The sequence below is a fragment of the Janthinobacterium sp. OK676 genome (assembly GCF_900103595.1).
Taxonomy (GTDB): Bacteria; Pseudomonadota; Gammaproteobacteria; order Burkholderiales; family Burkholderiaceae_D; genus Janthinobacterium.
In genome coordinates this window covers 176,799-198,523 of record NZ_FNHA01000012.1, presented here as the reverse complement: position 1 = coordinate 198,523, position 21,725 = coordinate 176,799, and the positions used below count along the sequence as shown (strand labels likewise).

At 62.4% G+C, this 21,725-nt stretch carries 23 protein-coding genes; 9 read left to right on the top strand and 14 right to left on the bottom strand.

Annotated elements, in window-relative coordinates; translation table 11 throughout:
• Window positions 1-112 precede the first annotated feature (112 nt).
• On the top strand, window positions 113-565 hold the full coding sequence (locus tag BLU39_RS22370) for a hypothetical protein (RefSeq protein WP_092717008.1): 453 nt from the start codon (window positions 113-115) through the stop codon (window positions 563-565).
• Here BLU39_RS22370 and BLU39_RS22365 read toward each other — a convergent pair.
• Window positions 540-908: an antibiotic biosynthesis monooxygenase family protein gene (locus tag BLU39_RS22365; protein WP_092717005.1), complete on the bottom strand. Its 369-nt coding sequence runs from the start codon at window positions 906-908 to the stop codon at window positions 540-542. The genes BLU39_RS22370 and BLU39_RS22365 overlap by 26 nt on opposite strands.
• Window positions 905-2,008, bottom strand: coding sequence for a cytochrome P450 family protein (locus tag BLU39_RS22360; RefSeq protein ID WP_254789035.1), 1,104 nt, complete (start codon window positions 2,006-2,008; stop codon window positions 905-907). The genes BLU39_RS22365 and BLU39_RS22360 overlap by 4 nt, the downstream gene beginning before the upstream one ends.
• A 76-nt stretch (window positions 2,009-2,084) precedes the next feature.
• Between BLU39_RS22360 and BLU39_RS22355 the strand changes: the two genes are divergently transcribed.
• The 4 genes from BLU39_RS22355 (at window position 2,085) to BLU39_RS22340 (ending at window position 7,610) form a co-directional block, all read left to right on the top strand.
• Window positions 2,085-2,777, top strand: a complete 693-nt coding sequence (locus BLU39_RS22355; protein WP_092717236.1) for an ArsR/SmtB family transcription factor — start codon at window positions 2,085-2,087, stop codon at window positions 2,775-2,777.
• Between the two features lie 60 nt (window positions 2,778-2,837).
• Window positions 2,838-3,569 carry an ABC transporter ATP-binding protein gene (locus BLU39_RS22350; protein ID WP_092717002.1) on the top strand — a complete coding sequence of 244 codons (732 nt, stop codon included), beginning with the start codon at window positions 2,838-2,840 and terminating at the stop codon, window positions 3,567-3,569.
• Window positions 3,569-5,890, top strand: a complete 2,322-nt coding sequence (locus BLU39_RS22345; protein ID WP_092716999.1) for a CPBP family intramembrane glutamic endopeptidase — start codon at window positions 3,569-3,571, stop codon at window positions 5,888-5,890. Before BLU39_RS22350 ends, BLU39_RS22345 begins: the two co-directional genes overlap by 1 nt.
• A gap of 67 nt (window positions 5,891-5,957) precedes the next feature.
• On the top strand, window positions 5,958-7,610 hold the full coding sequence (locus BLU39_RS22340; RefSeq protein ID WP_175539390.1) for a patatin-like phospholipase family protein: 1,653 nt from the start codon (window positions 5,958-5,960) through the stop codon (window positions 7,608-7,610).
• A gap of 39 nt (window positions 7,611-7,649) precedes the next feature.
• Here the strand turns inward: BLU39_RS22340 and BLU39_RS22335 are convergent, their stop codons facing one another.
• The 6 genes from BLU39_RS22335 to BLU39_RS22310 all read right to left on the bottom strand — a co-directional run bounded on the left by BLU39_RS22335 (window position 7,650) and on the right by BLU39_RS22310 (window position 12,310).
• On the bottom strand, window positions 7,650-8,537 hold the full coding sequence (locus tag BLU39_RS22335) for a hypothetical protein (RefSeq protein ID WP_092716993.1): 888 nt from the start codon (window positions 8,535-8,537) through the stop codon (window positions 7,650-7,652).
• 159 nt (window positions 8,538-8,696) lie between these two features.
• Window positions 8,697-8,915 carry a hypothetical protein gene (locus BLU39_RS22330; RefSeq protein ID WP_010394888.1) on the bottom strand — a complete coding sequence of 73 codons (219 nt, stop codon included), beginning with the start codon at window positions 8,913-8,915 and terminating at the stop codon, window positions 8,697-8,699.
• Window positions 8,916-8,994: 79 nt separating this feature from the next.
• Window positions 8,995-9,576 (bottom strand): TerD family protein, encoded by a 582-nt coding sequence (locus tag BLU39_RS22325; protein ID WP_092716990.1) that lies wholly within the window; start codon window positions 9,574-9,576, stop codon window positions 8,995-8,997.
• Between the two features lie 39 nt (window positions 9,577-9,615).
• Window positions 9,616-10,311 (bottom strand): TIGR00266 family protein, encoded by a 696-nt coding sequence (locus BLU39_RS22320; RefSeq protein ID WP_092716987.1) that lies wholly within the window; start codon window positions 10,309-10,311, stop codon window positions 9,616-9,618.
• 194 nt (window positions 10,312-10,505) lie between these two features.
• Window positions 10,506-11,081 (bottom strand): TerD family protein, encoded by a 576-nt coding sequence (locus tag BLU39_RS22315; protein ID WP_092716984.1) that lies wholly within the window; start codon window positions 11,079-11,081, stop codon window positions 10,506-10,508.
• 146 nt (window positions 11,082-11,227) lie between these two features.
• A complete protein-coding gene (locus tag BLU39_RS22310) occupies window positions 11,228-12,310 on the bottom strand; it encodes a DUF475 domain-containing protein (protein ID WP_092716981.1) in 1,083 nt (360 codons plus the stop codon).
• 117 nt (window positions 12,311-12,427) lie between these two features.
• Between BLU39_RS22310 and nhaR the strand changes: the two genes are divergently transcribed.
• From nhaR to BLU39_RS22295, 3 genes are all read left to right on the top strand, one after another.
• A complete protein-coding gene (nhaR, locus tag BLU39_RS22305; protein ID WP_092716978.1) occupies window positions 12,428-13,342 on the top strand; it encodes a transcriptional activator NhaR in 915 nt (304 codons plus the stop codon).
• A gap of 123 nt (window positions 13,343-13,465) precedes the next feature.
• On the top strand, window positions 13,466-14,800 hold the full coding sequence (locus tag BLU39_RS22300) for an MFS transporter (RefSeq protein WP_092716975.1): 1,335 nt from the start codon (window positions 13,466-13,468) through the stop codon (window positions 14,798-14,800).
• A 109-nt stretch (window positions 14,801-14,909) separates the two neighbouring features.
• Window positions 14,910-16,250: a hemolysin family protein gene (locus BLU39_RS22295; RefSeq protein WP_034749482.1), complete on the top strand. Its 1,341-nt coding sequence runs from the start codon at window positions 14,910-14,912 to the stop codon at window positions 16,248-16,250.
• Here BLU39_RS22295 and BLU39_RS22290 read toward each other — a convergent pair whose 3' ends face one another.
• Genes BLU39_RS22290 through BLU39_RS22265 form a run of 6 tightly spaced genes read right to left on the bottom strand, consistent with a single transcriptional unit; the run spans window position 16,251 to window position 21,413 of the window.
• On the bottom strand, window positions 16,251-17,327 hold the full coding sequence (locus tag BLU39_RS22290; RefSeq protein ID WP_092716972.1) for an AI-2E family transporter: 1,077 nt from the start codon (window positions 17,325-17,327) through the stop codon (window positions 16,251-16,253).
• 42 nt (window positions 17,328-17,369) lie between these two features.
• Window positions 17,370-17,963, bottom strand: a complete 594-nt coding sequence (locus BLU39_RS22285; RefSeq protein WP_092716969.1) for an SCO family protein — start codon at window positions 17,961-17,963, stop codon at window positions 17,370-17,372.
• Window positions 17,960-18,859, bottom strand: coding sequence for a heme o synthase (gene cyoE / locus BLU39_RS22280; RefSeq protein WP_092716966.1), 900 nt, complete (start codon window positions 18,857-18,859; stop codon window positions 17,960-17,962). Before cyoE ends, BLU39_RS22285 begins: the two co-directional genes overlap by 4 nt.
• Window positions 18,860-20,035, bottom strand: a complete 1,176-nt coding sequence (locus tag BLU39_RS22275; RefSeq protein WP_092717233.1) for a COX15/CtaA family protein — start codon at window positions 20,033-20,035, stop codon at window positions 18,860-18,862.
• 18 nt (window positions 20,036-20,053) lie between these two features.
• Window positions 20,054-20,683, bottom strand: a complete 630-nt coding sequence (locus BLU39_RS22270) for an SCO family protein (RefSeq protein ID WP_092716964.1) — start codon at window positions 20,681-20,683, stop codon at window positions 20,054-20,056.
• Complete coding sequence (locus BLU39_RS22265; protein WP_092716961.1) at window positions 20,664-21,413, bottom strand: SURF1 family protein; 750 nt, start codon at window positions 21,411-21,413, stop codon at window positions 20,664-20,666. Before BLU39_RS22265 ends, BLU39_RS22270 begins: the two co-directional genes overlap by 20 nt.
• 36 nt (window positions 21,414-21,449) lie before the next feature.
• Here BLU39_RS22265 and BLU39_RS22260 point away from each other — a divergent pair, with 36 nt between their 5' ends.
• On the top strand, window positions 21,450-21,650 hold the full coding sequence (locus tag BLU39_RS22260) for a twin transmembrane helix small protein (RefSeq protein ID WP_034748996.1): 201 nt from the start codon (window positions 21,450-21,452) through the stop codon (window positions 21,648-21,650).
• The last annotated feature ends 75 nt before the right edge of the window (window positions 21,651-21,725 follow it).

Sequence of the window (21,725 nt, the reverse complement as noted above, 5' to 3'; positions counted from 1 at the left end):
CAATTCATCGGCAGCGCGCCAATAGTGCGCCGGAAAAATATCATTTTGTTATTATCATTTCATCCCATGCGTGCACAGGCATGCCCGGGACGCTCTGCCTGAAAGGAAAAACATGCAATCTCTGACCCGCTCTTACCGTACCGTCCTGCTCCCCTTGCTCATCGCCTGCCTGGCGATGCTGGCCGGCTGCGGCGCGGCCGGCAGCGCCGGCGACGCGGAAAACACGCCGCGCAGCGTCACCCACGTGCTGTCGCCCGGCGAACAGGTCGCCATCACGGCCACCGATACCCTGAAACTCGAACGTGTCAACGACAGCCGCTGCCGCAAGGGCGCCGTGTGCGTGTGGAAAGGCTACGTCAGCTACAGTTTCAGCCTGCTCAACAGCGCGGGCGCCACCGACATCGTCCTGTCCGAATCCATGCCAGGCGCTTCCAGTTCCGTCACCGTCAACCACCTGACGTTCACCCTGCTCGACGTCGATCCGGCCACGCCGCCGGCCCTGAATGCGGCCGAGCCTGCGTATCGGGTCAAGGTCAAGATCACGCAGGGCGCCCTGCCCCGCTAACATCGTGGCGCTGGCGGCTGTCGGTCGGCGCCTGTTGCCGCTCCAGCATGCCGTAATCGCGCACGACGGCGGCGATGCGCAAGCGGTAATCGTCAAACACGCCCTGCCGGCCGGCCGTTTGCGCCGCGCGGTGCGCTTCCAGCTGCCGCCACTGCGACAGCGCCGCTTCGTCGCGAAAGAAGGACAGCGACAGCAATTTGCCTGGCTCGCTCAAGCTGCCGAAGCGCTCGATGGAGATGAAACCATCGACCTCGTCGAGCAGGGGCCGCAGCGCGGCCGCCATATCCAGATACTGCTGGCGCCCTTCGGCGCTGGGCCAGACTTCAAAAATCACGGCGATCATGCATTTTCTCCTTGCGTAAACACGGGGATGCGGGCATTCAACGACGGCAGATAACGCCACGCCAGCGGCATGCCTTCCAGCCCGTCGGACCACGCCTGCAGGCAAGCCGTGGCGATCGCGTGCGCGATGGACTGGCCCGGACAGACGTGGCGGCCATGGCCAAAACCCAAGGCCGCCTGGCCGGCGCTGGCCAGCACGACGACGATCATCTGCCCGGCTGGCACGCGCACGCCGTCGAACTCCACGTCTTGCGCCGTGTAGCGGCGCGTGTTGTGGACCGAAGGATCACACTGGCTGACCTCGCGCAGCATGGCCGGCCATCGCTCAGGCGTTGCACGCAATTGCGCCAGCAACTCCGGCTGCGTGCGCAAGGCAACGATGGCATTGCCCAGCAAGCCGGCCGTCGCGTCGCACGTTTGCGACAGCAAACCCACGAGGTTGGCCAGCAAGCCGTTCCCCATGGCATCGGTCTCTGTCACGATACTCGCCAGCAAGCTGCCCGGCCGCGCGTCGCCCTCGCGCAGCAAGTGGCCAAAGCCTTGCAGCAAGGCGTCGGCCGCCTCCTGCGCGCCAGCCAGTTGCTCACCATTGCTCAGCGGCGACAGGCAAGCGACAAAAGCGCGCGTCCATTCGGCCAGCGCCGGCCATTGCGCTGGCGCAAAGCCCAGCAAGTCCGCCATGGCAAACAGGGGCAATTGAAAAATCGCATCGTTGAGCTGGGCGGCGCTGGCGGGCACGCGGTCGCCTGCCATGCGCGACGTCTGTACTTGCAGGCGAAGCAGGTCCACCTGGCCCAGCGCACGCGCCAGCACCTGTTTCGGCACGACATGCCGTTCGCCATCGTTCATGCGCACCAGTTCCGCAAAAATCGCGCCGCACGGCGTGCCTGCCAGATTCTGCGGCACGGCCAAGCCCGGCGGGCGGACGCGGCAAGCGGGATGCTCGAGCACGGCCTGCACGCCGACCGCGCCCGTCGCCAGCCAGCAGTCGAGCGTAGCGTCGAAGCGCAGCGGCGGGCCATCGGCCAGGCGGCGATAGTAGTCATACGGCGCCATGTGGATGACGGCGGAAAAAGGGTCGGCAGGGTCGACGAGATGCATATGGCTTCCATTGCGGTAAGGTTGGGACACGAGTATGCTGATCCTTCCACCACAACACTTCGCCGGCGAACGAATCATGGATGACAAACTTTCCTCGGCCGACATGGGCCTGGCGCAACTGGCCGGCGCCATCGCCGAACCGGCCCGCGCGCGCATGCTGTGCAGCCTGCTTGATGGCCATGCGCGCACGGCCACGGAATTGGCCACGCTGGCCGAGGTGGGCGCCTCGACGGCCAGCGCCCATTTGAGCCGCTTGCGCGACGACGGTTTGCTGTCGATGGTGGCGCAGGGCAAGCACCGCTACTACCGCCTGGCCAGCGCGGAAGTGGGCCAAGCCCTTGAAGCGTTGCTGGTGGTGGCCGGCGTGCCGGCAACGCCGTTTACGCCCTCCACGCCGGACGGCCTGCGCCATGCGCGCACCTGCTACGACCACATGGCCGGCACCGTCGCCGTCGCCCTGCACGACCAGTTGCACGCACAAGGCTGGCTGCTCGACGATGGCGGTCAATACCATCTGTCGGAAGCGGGTGAGGCCGGCATGGCGGCCCTGGGCATCGACGTGCCGCAATTGCTCAGACAGCGCCGCCGCTTCGCCTGTGCCTGCCTGGACTGGAGCGAACGGCGCGCCCACCTGGGCGGCGCGCTGGGGGCCGCAATATTGCAGCTGGCCCTGCGCCAGCGCTGGGCCGAGCGCGAGCTCGACAGCCGCGCCCTGCGCATCACGCCGGCCGGCGAGCGGCGCCTGCTGGCCGCATTTGGCGGCGGCTGAAAGGCACGCTATCATCTTGCCACTTACTCAATATGTATTGAAATGACACGAGGGCATACGATGATCGCATTCCAGGGTTTGGCCAAGCGCTACGGCACGTTCGAGGCCGTCAAGCCGCTCAGCTTGCAGGTGAATAAAGGCGAAGTCTTCGGCTTCCTGGGACCGAATGGCGCCGGCAAGACCACCACCATCCGCATGCTGATGGGCATCCTCGTGCCCAGCGCCGGCAAGGTGCTGATCGATGGCCTCGATTGCCACCGCGACGGCGCCGCCGTCAAGCGCAAGGTCGGCTATTTGCCCGACAATCCCATCTTTTACGATTATTTGCGGGGCCGCGAAATCCTGCAATTCGTCGCCGAAATGCATGGTTACCCGCGTGTGGAAGCGGCCGCCCGCGCCGCGCGTCTGCTGACGGAATTCGGCCTGGACGAGGCAAGCGAAGATTTCGCCGTCAATTACTCGCTGGGCATGAAGAAAAAGCTGGGCCTCGCGTGCGCGCTGATACACGATCCTGCCGTGCTGATCCTCGACGAACCGATCAACGGCCTCGACCCGCGTGCTTCGCGCGACGTGCAGGAACGCCTGCTGCGCATCGCCGCGGCCGGCACCACCATCTTCGTTTCCACGCATCTGCTCGATATGGCGCAAAAGCTGTGCAGCAGGGTTGCCATCATCCACCGGGGCGCCCTGGCGGCCACGGGCAGCCTGGACGATATCCGCCAGCAACTGTCCAGCGACGGCAGCCTGGAAGACATCTTTTTACAGCTCACCGACGAAACGGCTGCCGCGTGATGCCCGCGCCACCAGGCGCCTGGCGCGCCGTCTGGCTGCTGACCCGCTTGCGCCTGCAGCGCCTGCTCAACGTCAGCGACAAGGGTTTTTCTTTCAAGAAGGGCGCCACGAGCCGTGCCGCCACACCGGGCAAGAAACGGGGGCGCTGGCTGCTGGGCGCCCTGCTGCTCTTGCCCATGCTGTTTTCGTCCGGCAATATCGCCCGTCACAACCTGCTGAACATGCATTGCCTGCTCGACCAGGTGGCCGTTTGCCAGGCCAAGGGCAGCATGAACGCGGGCGAGCGCGTGCTGGCGCCCTTCATCGCCCACTTGATCGAGCAGCCTTTCAGTACGGCGCTGGCAGGCGCCCTGACCCTGCAATTGGCGCTGCTGTGGCTGATGAGCCTGCTGCTGCCGCTGGGCATGGGAGAGCTGTCGAAGCCGGACTGGGACCTGGAATGGCTGGTCACCCTGCCCGTCGACAAGGGCACCCTGCTGTGGGCGCGCGTGCTCGAGCGCACGCTGGTCAACCCGCTCGGCCTGCTGGTGCTGTGGCCCTGCACCACCATGATCGCGTGGTACTCGAACCAGGGCTGGTTCGCACCGCTGTCGGGTCTCCTTGCCTGCCTGCTCCTGCTGGCACTGGCGGCCATGCTGCGTACCCTGGTCGACACGGGCTTGCGCCTGTCGCTCAGCCCCGCGCAGCTGGGCAACCTGCAGGCGCTGCTGTCGGTAGCCGGCCTGTTTCCCATGTATATGGGCATGTCGTTCGGCATGGGCACGGGCGGCTTTGCCCACGCGTGGGCGGCGGCCATGCCCGCCTGGAGCGCCTGGACGCCTCCGGGCCTGCTGGTGAGTTTGCTCAATGCCAAGAGTGCGGCGGCAGCGCTGCCGGCCGCCCTGCTGCTGGCGCAATGCCTGTGCCTGATGCTGCTGGGCATGGCGCTGCTGCGCCGCCAGCTGCGCCACGGCGTGGTGGGCGCGGGCCAGCGCGAAGCCAGCCGCAAGCCTGTCCCGGCGGCACCGCCTGCAGGCAGGTGGCGCGCCGGCATCGGTACGGTGATCCAGCGCCGCGAACTGAGCTTGCTGCTGCGCGACCGCAATTTTCTCGTGCAGACCCTGCTGATGCCGCTGCTGATCCTCGGCGGCCAGGCCTTGTTCTCGGGCCAGGCGCGCGACCTGCACGAGCTGCTGTCCAGCCCCGCCTTGCTGGCCTCCACCGGCTTTTTCCTCGGCACTTACGTGCTGATGATGTCGGCCTTCCAGACCCTCAACAAGGAAGGCGGCGCGCTGTGGCTGCTGTACACGTTTCCCGTTTCCGTCGAACAGGCGCTGCGGCAAAAAGCCCAGCTGTGGGCCGCGCTGGCCCTGCTCTACCCCGTGATCCTGTTCGGCGCGGCGCTGGCCTGGCAAGACGCCTGGCGCTGGGACATGGCGGGTCTGATGCTGCTGGCCCTGGCCGGCATCCCCCTGTATTCGCTGATCGCCGTGGCGCTGGGCGTGTTTGCCAGCGATCCGCTGGCCACCGAGGCGACGTCAAAAATACGGCCTGCCTACACGTATCTGTACCTGCTGCTGACGGGCCTGTACATCGCCGCCCTGGCGGCCGGCAGCCTGGCGCAGCAGCTGGCCTTCGTCGTGCTGACGGCGGCGCTGGCAGTGGCCCTGTGGCAAAAAGCGCGCGATGAAATGCCCTACCTGCTCGATCCGGCCGCCTCGCCGCCAGCCAGGGTTTCCGCGTCGGACGGCCTGATCGCCGCCATGCTGTTCTTCACCCTGCAAACCCTGGCCTTGCTCCTGCTCAAGAGCAAGGTGGCCGAGCCGCTGGCGCAAGTGGCCATCGCCTTCGGCGGCGCCGGCGCGCTCACGTACGCGCTGGTGCGCCTGGTCTACTGGCGTAGCAAGACGGCCGGCGTGCCGCGCATGGCGCATGGCAAACACCCCTGGCGCTGGGGTACGGCAGGCGCGGCCATATCGGCCCTCTGCGGCATCGCCTGCACGCTGATGCTGCAACCGCCTGCGGCAGCGCCAGCGGGCGCCAGTCCGTGGACCGGCCTGTGGCTATTGGGCTTGACGGTACTGGCCGCGCCCCTGTGCGAGGAATTCATTTTCCGCGGCCTGATCCAGGGAGGCTTGCGCCGCTCGCTGCCGGCCTGGCAAGCGATCGGCATCGCCGCCGCCCTGTTTGCCGTCGTGCATCCACCCGCGTCGATGCTGCCCGTGTTCGTGCTGGGCCTGTGCACGGGACTCGCGTACGAACGCAGCGGATCGCTGCTCGCGCCCATGCTCGTGCATGCGGGCTATAACGCGGTCATCCTGGCGTTCCAGCTGGGCAAGTGATGTTTATTTGCTAGAATCGCACACGTTTCCGTCCGTATCCCAACCAATGACTACGCACAGATCGCGCATGTATCCACGCTTGTTCGCCCCACTTCTCCTCGTCGCGCTGCTGAGCGGCTGCACGGTCCTCGCCCTGCGCCCCAACAGCGGCGTCGAAAACCGCATGTTCACCGTGCAGGAAGCCCCGCGCCTGCGCATCGACGCGCCCAAGGCGCGCATCCAGAACCCCATGCCCAACGACCATTTCATCGGCATCGCCCTGTCCGGCGGGGGCAGCCGCGCGGCCAATTTCTCGGCCGCCTCGCTGGAGCAGCTGGAACAGTTCGGCCTCGTCAGCGGCGCCTCGGCCATCTCCGGCGTCTCGGGCGGCGCCATCGCGGGCGGCTACTATGCGCTGCATGGCAAGCAGACGGATTGGCCCTTGCTGCGCAGCAAGCTGAAAACGGATTTCTTCGGCCAGACCATTCTGAAACCGGCCAACCTGACGACGATGTTGTTGACGAACAAGACGCGTACCTCCTTCCTGTCCGACGTGTTTGACGATGTGCTGTACGACAAGAAAACCTACGAGGACTTGCCGCACGACGGCCCCATCTTCCTGGCCAACGCGACGGACGCCACCGATGGCGGCAAGCGCGTGGTGTTTTCCTATGAGTATTTTTACGGCACCCTGCATTCGCCGATCCAGGATATCCGCCTGGCCACGGCTGTGGCCACCTCGGCCGCCTTTCCCGGCGTGTTCGATTCCGTCACCTTCGAGCGTTTCCGCCCGAAAAACACCTTCGTGCCGGAGCTCGGTTCCGAGTCGCGCGAGTCGCCGTCGTACGTGCACCTGTTCGATGGCGGCGCGGCCGACAACCTGGGCGTGGAAACCCTGTGGGACGTGGCCTTGACGCAGCTGTACGGCAACGACATGGCCGTCGTGCCGCCGCGCCTGAACAGCAAGCCCTTCATCCTCATTTCCATCGACGCCAACGCGCCCAATTCCAGCGCCGTCTTCGAAAAGATGTCGGACGAGCGCCAGCCGCTGGACCGCATCTTCAACAAGAATATCTACGATGCCGTCGACGCCCTGTTTTCGCGCCAGCGCAAGGAAAATCTCGTCAAGATGGGTTTTGGGCAAGCCCGCTTCGATACCATTACGCATGAAAATTTTGGCGACCTGAGCCAAAAATTCGTCAAGAGCAAGCGCACCTCGGCCTTTGCCATCCCCGTGCTGTGCCGCCCCCACCTGGGCCAGTACCGCTGCGAAATCGACGCGGCCGATCCCTTGCCCGGTCAGACCCGCACGTGGCTCGAAGGCTTTGCCTGGCATATTTCCATCGACCAGATCGCCTCGCTGGCGCTGCGCCTGTCCAGCGGCGATGCGCACATCGACAGCGCCCGCAAGGAAGAACGCGCCGCCCTCGTCAAGCTGCAGCGCCTGGCCACGCAGACGAAAACCCATCTGAAGCTGACAGGCCCGGAAAACTGCAGCCCGGAAGTGCTGCAATCGGCCCTGTACAGCGCCGCGCGCGTGCTGATCCTCGACGACGAGGAATCGCGCTTCGCCCTGTGCGACTACATGCTGGCGGGTAAGCTGATCAATGACGACACCGTCTGCAAGCAGCGCTATGTCCACGCCGTGCCCCGCTTCGCCATCGAAAGCGAAGACCTGCAGTACCGCAACCTGAGTTCGGACGGCAATTCCGTGAACGTGCCGATACGCTGCAAGAAGTGAGCGCCTTGGCACGGCCTGCCCGGCAGTTGGCAAAGGCGGCTACAACGCCAGCACGCGCTTGCCGTGCACCCATTCCAAGCTGCCATAAGGTGATATCCGGTTCAGTTGCTGCAAGGAATTGAGTGCCAAGGAAGGATCGCGTTTGACATATTTTGTATAGGCGCCGATATAAAACAAGCTTTCGGCAAAGGCATCCTGCTGTTCTTCAGCGTCCTTGCGCGCGATTAAGCGAGATAACTCCGTCAGATTATCCGCGCCCTGCCACATTCTTAACAGCGCGCCATAATGCGATTTGCTATTCTTTTCAATATGGACAGCCTGCTTTTCAAGATTTGCATTGGCAAGCGAAGCATCGTTTGCACGCGCCATGATATAGCGATAGACCACTGCCCGATATTCCGCGAATTCAGGTTCATCGGACGTAAATTCCGTATCCGCCAGATAGGCCAACGCGTTTTTCCAGTCACCCAATTCAACGCTGGAAAAAGCGGCGAGTATGAAGCCGGATTGATGCACTGCCAGCCTGCCGGCCCGCTCATCCGGTTTGGCGGCAGCCGCTGCCTGGCGTTCACTGTCAAGTAGCGGCGCCAGTAGGGCCAATGCATCTGCTACACGTCCTTGGGTAAAAAAAATCGTTGCTTTGGTAACAGTGAAAGACGCTTGCTGTTCCGGCGTGGCAATCCGCAAAGCTTGCTCGACCAAAGGCAAAGCTTCTTGCGAACGCTCCAGGGAGTCCAGCGAGGCTGCTTGCATTATCAGTATGTCCGCCTTACTTTTATCACTAAGCTCCTTTTTTCCCAAAATCTGCGCCAGTTTCAACTGCCGCTCGTGCGTTTCTTTAAGAAAGTTTTCTTGGGCTTGCGATAAATTACTGGCCAACACCAGCGCGCCAGCCATCACGTAGGAAATTACTTTAGATAACAGCATACATTACTCGATCATGGGAAATAAAATAGCAAGTATATCAAGCAAAATTAACCGATGGAAACTTTCCCCGAGCGTAAATATCTGTCCGGCCAAAAAAAAATGACACGCACGATTACTCGTGAGTGTCATTAGCGCAAGGATTCCAAGCGCCCGGCTGATTTAAATCAGCCGACTACGCCTGCGCATGTAGCTGCGGCTTAACGCACCTTCCAGTTCCTGCTCCGTTTTATGCTGGTTCACCGTGTACAGGGCCCACAGGGCCGCCGGCACCCAGCCGATCACAGTGCACTGCAGAATCAAGGCGGCGGCACCGGCCAGCGGGCGCCCCAGCATGAAAAACGTGAGACACGGAAGTAGCAAGGCTATCAGCAATCGCATCACGACATACTCTCCTAAATTTAGAGCAGCGGACAAGGGCCGGTATCCGGTCCGTCCCCCGCCCGCTGCGTACTGCTCCTTATAGATGCACGGCGATTTGCGGCATCAAGTCGTCAAACGTGCGACCGTTGCCGTTTTCGCCGATGGCGTGCATCTTCCATTCGCCGTTATGGCGGTACAGCTTGGCCATGATCTGTGCCGTGTGGGAACCTTGCACAGACAGGTTGAAACGCGCGACTTCCTGGTTATTGCTGGCATTCAAGATGCGGCAATAGGCGTTTTCCACCTGCGAGAAGTTCTGGCCAGTAAAGCTGTTGACGGTGAAGACGAGGCTTTTCACGTGCGCCGGCACTTTCGACAGATCGACATTGATCTGTTCGTCATCGCCATCGCCCGCGCCCGTGCGGTTGTCGCCCGTGTGGACAATGCTGCCGTCCTTGCTTTTCAGCTGGCGGAACCAGACGATGTCGGACGTGCTCTTGTTTTCATCGAACATGACGCACGAGGCGTCCAGGTCGACGGCTTCCGTCTTCGAACCGAAACCGAGGAAACCCTTGGTCTTGGCCGCATCCCAGCCCAGGCCCATGGTGATACGGGTCAGGGTGGTACCAGCTTCTTTGTCCAGAGAAATCTTCTGGCCCTTGCTCAAATTGACAGACATACGCATAGCTCCTGTTTGCTTGGTTACATCAAATATTAGTTACGCCGGCTTGCTTTGGGTCCAGGCGAGGAAGGCCGCGCGGTTGCGCGAGCAGACGAGGATTTTTCCCGTGCCTGAAAACTTCAGTACCACGCCCTCGCCGCTGGTCTGGCTGTTGATCAGGTTCCCCAGAAAGCCGCCGCTGCTGCCGGTCGTCATGGAAATTTCGTATTGCAGGCGGTTGTCCCAGCACACGACGTGCGAGTTATCGATCACCACGTCCTTGCCAGGCGTCACTTCCAGTATCGACATCGCGCCAAAACCGGACACCGCCAACTGGCCGCTGCCTGCCGTCTCGGTAATGAAAAAGCCACCGCTCTGGGCAAACAGCGCATTGCCAAGGCTCTGCGTGCGCACCTTCAATTCCACGCCAGCGCTGGCCGCCACGAAGGCGCCGTCGCTGATCATGTATTGCTGGGCGCCAATCTCAAGCACCCGCATCGCGCCAGGCAAGGTGGGCGACAGCAGACAGTCGCCGTCGCCACGCATGGCCTCGATATGCTGCTGAAAGAACGATTCCCCGTTGGCAAAGGTGCGCATCAGCGCGGCGCCTATGCCGCCCGTCATCTTGCCTTTCAGCTCAAGATTGGTTTCCATCATCACCATCGCATTGGATTCGCAATAAATCTTCTCGCCCTTGGCAAGCGACACATGCAGGAACGGGTCGACGTCCCCGGTAATAGTAAAAACTGGCATCTGACTGTTCCTTCCTCAACTAGGCAATGATGGAGACGGCTCCCATAATGAACCGCCGTTAATACAGAGTAACGGTGCCGCACAAAACCGTAGCGAGCGGATGTGATTTGTGGCCGAGAAGCGCAACCGTACTTTAGTACGGTGAGCATCGCCGGCCGCAAAGCGCACCGCGCAGTAGGTTTGGTGTGGCTACCTTATACGCCGACGCCGAAAGAGGCAGCCAGTGGCCCCAGACCGCCCTTATATCCCTGGCCGATGGCCTTGAATTTCCAATCGCCGCCATTGCGGTAGATTTCACCGAAGACCATGGCCGTTTCGGCCGAACCGTCTTCCGACAGGTCGAAGCGGGCGATTTCCGTGTTGCCGTTGGCATTCACGCAGCGTACGTACGCCTTCGATACCATACCAAAGTTTTGCTTGCGCGCTTCGGCATCGTGTATCGTCACGCAGACGGCGATCTTGTCGATCTCGGCTGGCACCGTGGCCAGATCGACGATGACGGTTTCATCATCGCCATCGCCGGCGCCGGTGGTGTTGTCGCCCGAGTGGGTGACGGAACCGTCGCTCGATTTCAGGTTGTTGTAGAAAATCATGTCGAGGTCGGCGCGTACCTTGCCGTCGGCCTTCAACAGGAACACGGAACCGTCGATGTCGAACGCGGCGCCATCGGTGGCGCGGGCATCCCAGCCCAGGCCGATGATCATCTTCGAGATGCCGGGAGCTTCCTTGCTCAGGTTGACGTTGCCGCCTTTTTGCAGACTGATTGCCATGATGTATTTCTCCTATGTGAAATAAAAGTCCAGCGAATAATTAACTTGCAAAACACCTGGCGCCTTCTCCGGTCCGACTCCCCGGACCAGGGATGGCGCTTGCTGCATCACGCTGGCAAACGGGTGTGGCGTTTGCCGCGTATCTCTTACGCCTTGGCTGCTGCTTCCAGCTCAGGCTGCTTATCGTCCCTGCCTTCCAGCAAGGCCATGCGTCGCTTGTAACGGATCGACGACCACAGCGAAGCGAGAATGAAGGCCACGCCGATCAGCCCCGTGAAGATCTCGGGAATGTGGAACTTCATGCTGACCAACATGATCACGGCCAGGATACCGATCGCATAGTGCGCGCCGTGCTCCAGATAAACGAACTCGTCGAGCGTGCCCTTGCGCACCAGGAACACCGTCATCGACCGCACGAACATCGCGCCGATAGCCAGGCCCAGCATGATGATCACGACATCCTTGGTGATGGCGAACGCGCCGATCACGCCGTCAAAGCTGAACGAGGCATCGAGCACTTCCAGGTACAGGAAGCCGCCGATACCGCCGCGCTTGACGATGTCGCCCATGTTGCCGTCGCCGTTGTCGCCTTCCAGCAAGCCACTGATCACATCGACACCCACGTAGGTCAGGATGCCCCACAGGCCGGCCGTCAGGACCACCAGTTTCTGGCCTTCATCGATCATCGACAGGCTGGCCATCAGGGTGCCCAGCGCGATCATCACGGAAATCGACGATACCTTGCCCAGCGCGCCCAGTTTTTCTTCAATACGGCCCAGCCAGTGCGTTTCTTTTTCGTCATCCAGCAGGAAGTTCAGGAACACCAGCAGCAGGAAAATGCCGCCGAAAGCCGCCACTTCCGCATGGTGGTTCGTCAGGTGCATCGAGTACTGTTCCGGATTGCTCAGTGCCAGATTCCATACTTCCATCAAACCCAGGTCCGCCGCTTGCGCCACGATAACCAGCGGGAACAGCAAACGCATGCCGAAGACGGCGATGATGATGCCCACGCCCAGGAACAGGTTCTGCCAGAACTTGTCCCAGTTCTTCAGCACCGACGCATTGACCACCGCGTTGTCAAACGACAGCGACACTTCCATCACGCCCAGGATTACCGCGATACCGAGCGCCGCCAGCATCGTCTGCACGCCACCGTGCGTATAACCCCACCAGGCGGAAATGCCCAGGCAGATGAATGTCACCAAAAATGACACTCTGAAATGTTTCATCGATAGTTCCCCTTTATCCAAATTCAATGGAAGGTAGTATAGGGACGTGTGACACATTTAAAAATAGAAGATAATGGAAGTATTACTTCGTAAAAACAGAAGATAGAGGATGGATCGATGAAAACCACGGGCTTCAATTACCGCCATTTGTACTTCTTTTGGGTGGTCGCCAAGGAAGGCGGCGTGACGCGCGCGGCCGAGCGGCTGGGCCTGGCCGTGCAAACCATCAGCACCCAACTGGCCTTGCTGGAAAAGGAGCTGGGCAAGTCGCTGCTGCAGCCGCAGGGACGGCGACTGGTGCCGACGGAAGCGGGCCGCCTGGCGCTCGGCTATGCGGACCAGATTTTTCTGCTGGGCGAGCAGATGCAGGACGCGCTGGCCGACGCCGACGCGGAAAAGATGCGCCTGACCGTGGGCATTTCCGACTCGCTGCCGAAACTGATGGCCTATCGCATGCTTGACGCCACGCGCAGCCTGGACCAGCCCATCAAGCTCGTGTGCCTGGAAGATGAATTCGAATCGCTGCTGGCCGACCTGGCCTTGCATAAACTGGACCTGGTCTTGACGGACCGCGCCGTGCCGGCCGGCGCCAGCCTGCGCGTATCGAGCCACCTGTGGGGAGAGAGCGCCATGAAACTGTTCGGCAGCCCCGCGCTGGCCGAGCAATACCGCGACAATTTCCCGCACAGCCTGCACGGCGCGCCTTTCCTGCTGCCCGCGCGCAATAACGCCTTGCGCGGGCGCATCGACGAATGGATGGTGCAGCAAGGCGTGCGCCCCGACGTCGTCGGCGAATTCGAAGACAACGCCATGCTCAACGCATTTGGCCGCAAGGGCCTGGGCCTGTTCTTCGCGTCCGCCAGCCTGGCGGCCGATATCGAGGAGCAATTCGGCGCCGTGCTGGTCGGCGACGCCTCGTCCCTGCGCGAACAGTTTTACGTCATCTCGAACGAACGCAAGATCATGCACCCGGCGCTCGACGTGATCCTGGCGGCCATCCAGGGGACGACAAAGATTAACAAGGAAACCTGATAAATCCATTCGAAAATAACGTTTGAATAATCAATCAAAAGCGATTGTAATAAAGCCTGAGACAAACACGCGCCCAGCCCTCGCCGGAAGGGCGCGATTACCATAAAAAACAGGAGCGGCACCATGTCCATGGCAGGCAAGACGATCGATATTCCCGATCTCATCAATAACAACAAGATCGGCTCCTTCCAGATCGGCATGCTGATCCTGTGCGGGCTGTGCGTCATCATGGATGGCTTCGACGTGCAGGCGATGGGCTATGTGGCGCCGGCCATCATCGCCGACTGGCATGTGAGCAAGGCCAACCTGGGTCCCGTGTTTGGCGCGGGCCTGCTGGGCATGCTGGTCGGCTCGCTCGTGTTCAGCATCACGGCCGACAAGTTCGGCCGCCGCCCCGTGCTGATCGGCTCGACCATCTTCTTTTCCCTGTGCATGCTGGTCACGCCGCTGGCAACGACCATCGAGCAATTGCAACTGATCCGTTTCATCACGGGACTGGGCCTGGGCGCCGTGATGCCGAACGCCATGGCGCTGGCCGGCGAATACAGCCCTCTGCGCAAGAAAGTCACCCTGATGATGCTGGTCTCGTGCGGCTTTACCCTGGGCGCCGTGCTGGGCGGTTTATTGTCCGCCGCGCTGATTCCCGCCTTCGGCTGGCAATCCGTGTTTTACGTGGGCGGCGTGGTGCCGCTGGTCATCGGCGTACTGATGTTCTTCCTGCTGCCGGAATCGATGCAATTCCTCGTGCTCAAGAAACGCAAGCTGGATAAAGTGGCGCAATGGCTGAAACGCATCGACCCGACGGTGACCATCACGGCCGACACGCAATACGTCGTGCATGAGAAGGAACACAAGGGCGCGCCCGTGCTGCAATTGTTTACAGGCGGCCGCGCCAAGATGACGATACTGCTGTGGGTCATCAACTTCATGAACTTGCTGAACCTGTATTTCCTGTCGAACTGGCTGCCGACGATCGCCAAGGAAGCGGGCTTGTCGACGGCGAACGCCGTGCTGGCCGGCACGGCCCTGCAAGTGGGCGGCACCATCGGCACCCTCGTCATGGGCCAGCTGATCGACCGCTCGAGCTTCCGCCGCATCCTGCTGCCGTGCTTCCTCGTTGCCGCCGTCGCCATTGCCCTGATCGGCCGTCCGGACGTGTCGCTGGCCTTCCTGTTCATCACGATTTTCATCGCCGGCTTTTGCGTGGTGGGCGGCCAGCCTGCCGTCAACGCCCTGGCGGCCAGCTACTACCCGACCACCCTGCGCTCGACGGGCATAGGCTGGAGCCTGGGCGTGGGCCGCATCGGCTCCATCATCGGTCCCGTGCTCGGTGGCGAGTTGATCCGCCTGAACTGGCCCAACAGCACGATTTTCCTCGTCGTCGCCATCCCCGCCGTCGTCTCGGCCGTCATGGTCTTTGCCATGCGCGGCGGACCGCAAACGGCCGCCAAAGCCTAGGGCCGCCGTCCGCGCGCCCGCCCCTGGCCGGGTGGCGCGCGGCAAAATTAGGCTATGGCGCCCTTCGTCGTTTAAGATGACGTTTTACCAGCCCATCTTCAGCGCCCCCATGCACAATGTCTTGCTAGTCCTGCTCGCCCTCTTCCTGGTCGCGCTGAACGGTTTTTTTGTTGCCGCCGAGTTTGGCATCGTCACCTTGCGGCGCACGCGCATCCGCGCCATCGCCAAGACGCAGGGACTGCGGGGCCGCATCCTGGCCAAGGTGCATGGCCAGCTGGACGCCTACCTGTCCGCCTGCCAGCTGGGCATCACCCTGGCATCGCTGGGCCTGGGCTGGGTCGGCGAACCGGCATTCGCCGGCCTGCTCGAGCCGCTGTTCGGCGCCATCGGCGTCACCTCGCAAGAGCTGATCCATGGCGTGTCCTTCGTCGTCGCCTTCAGCGTGATTTCCTTCCTGCATATCGTCGTGGGCGAGCTGGCACCCAAATCGATGGCCATCCGCAACCCGGAAGCCGTGGGCCTGTGGAGCGCGATTCCCCTGTACGGCTTTTACTGGACCATGTATCCGGCCATCTACCTGCTCAACGCCAGCGCCAACTGGGTGCTGCGCCTGGCGGGCCTGTCCGGCAAGGGCGGCCACGACGCCCATTACTCGTCCGAAGAACTGAAACTGATCCTGCGCACCAGCCAGCCCGGCGAAAAGTTTACGCGCGACGAGCGCAACATCCTGGCCCAGTCGCTCGATTTCGAACAGATGACGGTGTCGGACCTGATGCGCCCGATCAATGAAGTAATCGCCCTGCACGCCTCGAACACCCTGGAAGAAAACCTCGACACGGTGCTGCGCAACCGCTTCAGCCGCTATCCGTATTTCGACACGAATGAAGATGACGTGCTGGGCGTGGTGCACCTGAAAGACCTGTTCTTTGCCCAGCAGGCAGGCAAACCGATCACCTCGCTCACGCCGTTCCTGCGTCCCGTCGACATCATTTCCGCGCGCACGCCGGCGCTGGAACTGTTCCGGCGCTTTCGCGACGGCGCGCCCCACTTCGCCCTGATCGGCGAAAAGGGCAAGCGCCCGCTGGGTTTCATCACCCTGGACAACTTGCTCGGCGCCATGGTCGGTGAAATCCGCGACGAATTCCGCCGCAATGAAAACGACTGGCTCAAGCAAAGCGACGGCACCCTGATCGGCAAGGCCAGCCTGCCCATCTTTTCGCTCGAACGCATCCTCGGCATCGATATCGAAAACGAGGAGCTGGGACTGGACGACGTGGAATCGGTGGGCGGCCTGATCATGGTCAAGCTCGGTGACATTCCGAAGCAGGGCCAGCGCATCACCTTTGTCGACTTCGACATCGTCGTCAAGAAGATGAACGGGCCCCGTATCGTGCTCATTAAAGTGATCCCTAAGCAGGAACGGGATCTGGATGCCGATTTAAGAGATTAATTACTTCTTGCTCGTCAGGGTATCTTTGCCCTGCGGCACGGTGGTCTCGCCCACCGTCCACGTTTGCAGCAAGCTGTACAGCACCGCCAGCAGGGTCGGCCCGATAAAGATGCCGACGAAGCCGAAGGCCAGCACACCGCCCAGCACGCCCAGCAGCACCAGCAAAAACGGCAGACTGCTGCCCCGGCTGATCAGCATGGGTTTGACGACGTTATCCACGCCGCTGATCAGCAAGGCGCCCCACACCAGCATGAAGATGCCCCAGCCCGTCTGGCCGTCGGAAAACAGCCAGATGGCGGCGCCGCCCCAGATCAGGGGCGGTCCGACGGGGATCAGCGAAAAGATGAAGGTGGCCACGCCCAGCAGGGCCACGGCCGGCACGCCGGCGATCAGAAAGCCGACCACGGCCACCAGCGCCTGCGCCAGCGCCGTACCCAGCAAGCCGTACATGACGCCGCGCACGGTGCGGCTGATGGTCAGGCCCACGCCCGGCGCGCTGTCGCCGATGATGCGCCCGGCGCCCGTCATCAGGGCGCGGCTCAGCTGCTGGCCGTCGCGGTAGAGGAAGAAGCTGACGAACACGGCCAGGCTGGTCTGCGCCAGGCCCGTACCCAGCAGGATGCCGCCGGAGGCGAGGAAATGGCGCGCCGGCTCCAGCATCGTCTTGCCCAGATTGAGTAATTCCTCGCGGTCACCGAGCAGGCGCTCCACGTAGCCGGCGATGGTTTCGCCCACCACGGGAATGCTGGCCAGCCAGGCCGGCGGATGCAGGCCGCCCGCTTCCAGCGCGGCGCGCAACTGTTCATAGATGCGCGACACATTGTCGGCCAGATTGTAGGTGACGAGGGCCAGCGGCAGCACGATGACGAGCAGCAGCGACAAGGTCATGATGGCGGCCGCCCAGTTGCGCCGGCCTTTCAGGCGTTCCAGCAGCAGCAGATACAGGGGCCAGCTGGAAATGCCCACGCAGGCGGCAAACAGCATGGCGGCCAGGAAGGGCCGCAAGACGAAAAAGCAGCCGATCAACAAAAAGATGATGGCTGCCAGGCGGGCGTGGGGCTCGAAACGTTTGTCCATGTACTGCATATCCTGAAGATGGCGCCCTCGGGCGCGACCGGGTCAGGATAGCAGAAGTTTAAGATCGTGCGCGATGGCGGCAGGCTTTTCACCGTGGCGCACGAACAGGCGAATCTTGCCTTCGCGGTCGAAGACATAGGTGCCGGCCGTGTGGTCGACCGTGTAGCTGCTGTCCGTCTCGCCCTCGACCTTGGCGTAGTACACCTTGAATTCCTTGGCCACCTTGGCCGTCGCTTCGAGGCTGCCGTAGAGGCCCACGAAACGCTTGTCGAAGGCGGGCACGTATTGCGCCAGCAATTGCTGCGTGTCGCGCTCGGGGTCGACCGTGACGAACAGCACTTGCACCTGGTCCGCCTGCGGGCCCATTTCCCGCATCACCTGGGCCATGTCGGCCATGGTGGTGGGGCAGACGTCCGGGCATTGCGTGTAGCCGAAGAACATCAGCACCAGCTTGCCCTTGTAGTCGGCCAGGGTGCGCGGATGGCCCGTGTGGTCCGTCAGCGCGAACTCGCGCGCATAGCCGAGGCCCGTCACGTCCGTGTTCTTGAATGCCAGCTTCGGTGCGGCAGGCTTGCCGCAGCCGGCCAGGACGGCGACCAGCGCGGCCGCCAGCAACAGGGTCAGGTATTTTTTCATGAGCCGATAGGAATGTAGTGGTCGACCAGCAAGGCCGCGAACAGCAATGCCAGGTAGATGATGGAAAAAGTAAACGCCTTGCGCGCGATCAGGTCCGTGTAGTGGCGGTACATCTTCCACGCGTAGTACAGGAAGCCGGCGTTGAGCAGCACGGCAGACGCCAGGTAGATCAGGCCGCTCATACGCACCGCGTACGGCAGCAAGGTGGTGGCGGCCAGCGCGATCGAGTACAGCCAGACGTGGAATTGCGTGAATTGCATGCCGTGCGTGACGGGCAGCATGGGCAGGCCCGAGCGCGCGTAATCGTCGCGGCGGTACATGGCCAGGGCCCAGAAGTGCGGCGGCGTCCATACGAAAATGATCAGGACCAGCAGCCAGGCCTGCATCGGCACGTCGTTGGCGACGGCCGCCCAGCCCAGCGCGGGCGGCATGGCGCCGGACAGGCCGCCGATGACGATGTTCTGCGGCGTGGCCGGTTTCAATATCATGGTGTAGATCAGGGCATAGCCGACAAAGGTGACAAAGGTCAGCCACATGGTCAGCGGATTGACGAGGTGGTACAAAATCGCCATGCCCAGGCCGCCGATCAGCAGCGCGAACACCACGGTCTGTTTCACCGTGATGTCGCCCATGGCCATCGGGCGGCGCGCCGTGCGGGCCATGCGCGCATCGATTTCGCGCTCGGCCAGGCAATTGACGGCAAACGCGGCGCCGGCCAGCAGCCAGATACCGATGGTGCCGAACACCACCGCGTGCCAGTCGGGCAACTCTTCGCTGGCCAGGAACATGCCGATGACGGCGCAAAACACGGCCAGTTGCGTCACGCGGGGCTTGGTCAGCGCCCAATACTGGGCGATGCGGGGGGAAGGTTTACGGCTGATGGTCTGAGTAGTCATTTATGCGGTACGGGAAGGACTGGCTGGTGCCGAGGGCACTGGCGCGGAGGCGCAAGCGCGCTGAACGTTGCGCGCTACATCGAGTTGGAATTTAGCCTTGTAGTTTAACATGGTCAGCAATAACACGAGCAGCGCCGCCCCGCCGTTATGCATGACGGCAATCGACAGCGGCCAGCTCAGGTAGATGGTCGCCAGGCCCGTTGCCGCCTGCAGGGCCAGCACCAGCGCGACCCAGCGTGCCGTGCCGCGCAGGGACGGCAGTTTCCATGCGCGAAACACGGTGTAGCCGATGCCGGCTGCCACGATGAAGGCGAAATTGCGGTGCACCCAGTGGATGGCCGTCAGCGCGGAAAACGGTAAATAATGTCCGGCGGCCGTCTTGCCCAGCTCGCGCCACAGATGGAAACCATGCTCGAAATCCATCTCCGGAATCACCTTGCCGCCGCACAGGGGGAAATCCGTGCAGGCCAGCGTGGCGTAGTTGGTACTCACCCAGCCGCCCAGCGCGATCTGCACCGTCAACAGCACGAGCGACATGACGGCCAGCGCGCGCACCGGGCGCAGCACGGCAGCGTCCGCATCGGCGCGCAGCAAGGGTTTCACGGCATGGTCCTGGCGCCCGCCCAGCCACGTCAGCATGGCCAGCAAGCCCATGCCCAGCAGCAAGTGGATGGTGACGATCACCGGCTGCAGTTTCAATGTCACCGTCCAGGCGCCGAACGCGCCCTGCAGGCAGACGAACAGGAACAGCGCCGTCGGCAGCGCGGGCGCAAATTCCTGCCGTTGGCTTTTGCGCCACTGGCGCCACGCCTGCACCATCATCGCCACGATCAAGACGCCGATGGCCATGGCCAGGTAGCGGTGCGTCATTTCGATCCAGGCCTTGACCACCGTCACGGGGCCCGTCGGCATCAGGGTTTCCGCCGCGACGATGTGCTCGTGCGCAAGGAAAGGATTGGCCGAACCGTAGCAGCCGGGCCAGTCCGGGCAGCCGAGGCCCGAATCGGACAGGCGCGTAAAGCCGCCAAACATGATCAGGTCGACCGTCAGGAAGACGGCGATCCACACGAGCTTGCGGTATTTATTGGCGTCCGCGGACACCCAGACCATGGTCAGCGGCAGCAGCGCCACCAGCAGACCCGTCAGGCCCAGCTGGGCCAGCGCGGAGAGATGCATCGTCGGCATGCGGACTCCTCAACCGATCGCCGAAGCTTTGAGCAGCTTGGCGATGTCTTTCTTGATCTTGTTCGGATCCGCGTCTTTCGGGAAACGCATCATCAGATTGCCCAGCGGATCGATCAAATACAGATGGTCGCTGGTCTTGCCTCCCGGCTCCACGGGCAGCCAAGCCTTCAGGGCGTCGCCATTGACGCGCAGCATGCTGGTGCCGTCGAATTCGCGCATCACGAGCGTGTCGAGCGGCTGGCCATCCGTCACCAGCCAGACCCGTTCCAGGCGTTCGCGCTCCTTGCCCTGCATGAGGCGCAGTTGTTGCATGTCAAACAATTGCTTCTTGCACGCTTCCAGGCAATCGGATGGCCCCGTTTGCAGCAATACCCACTTGCCCTTGAATTGCGCCAGCGGCGACGCCTTGCCGTCCAGTTCCGTCACCTGCAGCTGTGCCTCGGGGATCGGGTACAAACGCGGGTCGATCAGGGCGCCGTAATTGTTGCGGCCCGTGGGCTTGATGATGTAATACGTGAAATACGAAGCGATGATGGGAAACGCGCACACGGCCACGACGGCCAGCAGTTTCCAGCGTCCCGTATTTTGTGCCTGTTTATTGGCGCTGTCTTGCGTTGCTTCAGGGTTGTTTGTTTGCACGTCGAAATCCTGTAAAGACAAAAAATAGAAAAGCCATCAGTGCCAGTGCGTACCACTGGAATGCATAGCCGCGGTGCTTGTCGGCGCCCAGGTCGGGCGCCGGCCAGTCGCGCACGGGAAGCTGGCTGGACGCTGGCGCCGTTGCTGCGGGATCAACTGTTTGTTCGAGGATAAAGGGCTGCAAGGCCAGGCCGCTCGCCTGGGCCAGCTGGCCGATATCGGCATTTTGCACGATGGCGTGCGGCGCCAGGGCCGGCGCCGTGCCCAGTTCCATCACATGGCCCGCGTTCAGGCGCGCGATGCCGGAAATCGTCACCGTGCCCGTGGGCTTGGCGTAATCGGGAATGCGCGTGCGCTCGGCATTGTTGCGCGGCAGCCAGCCTTGCGCCACCAGCACGTGCATGGCCGAACCGTCGATCCGGAACGGCGTGAGCACGTGGAAACCGGCCTGGCCCTTGTAGGGGCGGTTGTCCAGGTACACCGTCCAGGCGGGCACGAAATGGCCCGTGACGGTGATCCTGCGATATTCGATCGCTTGCGCATCGGCCGGCAGCATGGGCGCGGCCGTCAATGCCAGCGGCGCGGCCTGGTTGCCCGCCGCGAGCCGGGCCGCGCGGGCGACTTTCTCGTCGCCACGGCGCTGCTGCCATTGCGCCAGCGACACGCCCAGGGCCACCAGTAGCAGCATTACAACAAATGGAATCCATCTAAAATGGAAGCGGATACGCATTACAATGAAACCTCCTCAAGCCTGGCGCTACCATCCATGAAAATTCTCGTTGCCATCGCCTTCATCCTGATCCTGGGCAGCCTGGGCTCGGCCCTGTTCTTCCTCATGCGCGACAAGGGCAAGAGCAACCGCACGGTGCAGGCGCTGGCCCTGCGCGTGGGCTTGTCGATCACCCTGTTCCTGCTGATCCTGCTGGCGCACAAGCTCGGCTATATCCAGCCGACGGGAATTCATTAAACCCAAGGACAAATACCGGGGTCGGACCTGAAGGGGGAATGCGCCCCAATGGGGCGGATTCCAATCCCGCAGGGA